The organism is Ralstonia sp. RL, assembly GCF_001683835.1.
GTDB lineage: Bacteria > Pseudomonadota > Gammaproteobacteria > Burkholderiales > Burkholderiaceae > Ralstonia > Ralstonia mannitolilytica.
Map to the genome: position 1 here is coordinate 1 of NZ_LWRX01000104.1, position 775 is coordinate 775.

1 protein-coding gene is annotated in these 775 nt (G+C 68.3%); it reads left to right on the forward strand.

The features are described 5' to 3' along the window. A partial coding sequence (locus A6M56_RS10070) for a hypothetical protein (protein WP_286758099.1) occupies window positions 1-729 on the forward strand: 729 nt, incomplete at its 5' end. Between the last annotated feature and the right edge of the window lie 46 nt (window positions 730-775).

The following is a 775-nucleotide window of genomic DNA, read 5'->3' on the forward strand; positions in this document are numbered from 1 at the left end:
GACCTCGCGGAATCCCGGGCGGCGTTCGCTCCGTTACTGGAGGCGACCGCCGCCATCCTTCCCTGGCTGGCCCGGCCGAAGCCGCCCCGCTTTGCCCCCGGCCTCAATGCGCGCTGGATCGCGGCCTGCCAGCAACTTCATGAAGCCTGGCAGGCACGTCATGGCCACGCCGGCCACGTGCGACCGGCCATCTTCCGGCTCTACGCCATCGCGCTGGAAACCGCCGATGCGGATTGCCTGCGCCTCGGCGAAGCCTTGGCCACTGCCGCCGACCGTCTGGAAGACGAAATGCCGCCGACCCGCCTGATCGCGGCACTCAGCGCGACCATTGAAACCCTGCGCGAGCCGGCCGGTCTGGAACATGACGCGTTTGGCGAACGGGCGCGCCATTTTGCCGCCCGACTGGAGAGCGCGGCAGCCGCGGGTGAAAGCAGCGAACGTTCGACCGTGCTGGACCAACTGTTTGTGGACGAGGCACGCGAACAGCTGGAATTGCTGCGCGACGCGCTGGCCGCCCTGCCGCCGGATGCCTACGTCCTGACGATGGAAGCCCTCAAGCTGGCGCAGCAGGCCGAGACCCTCGAGATCTGGGGCATCATGCATCAGGCCCGGCAACTGGCGGACTGTGTTGCCCGGCACGGCAGCGAACTCGACCTGCCGGCAATCCGTGACGAACTCGCGGAGCAGCTGCGTGGCCTGGAGATCGGCATCGCCGCGCTCGTCATCTAGAACAGGGGCTACTCCGCCCGCCGGCAGCACAACGCTGCGGCGTATT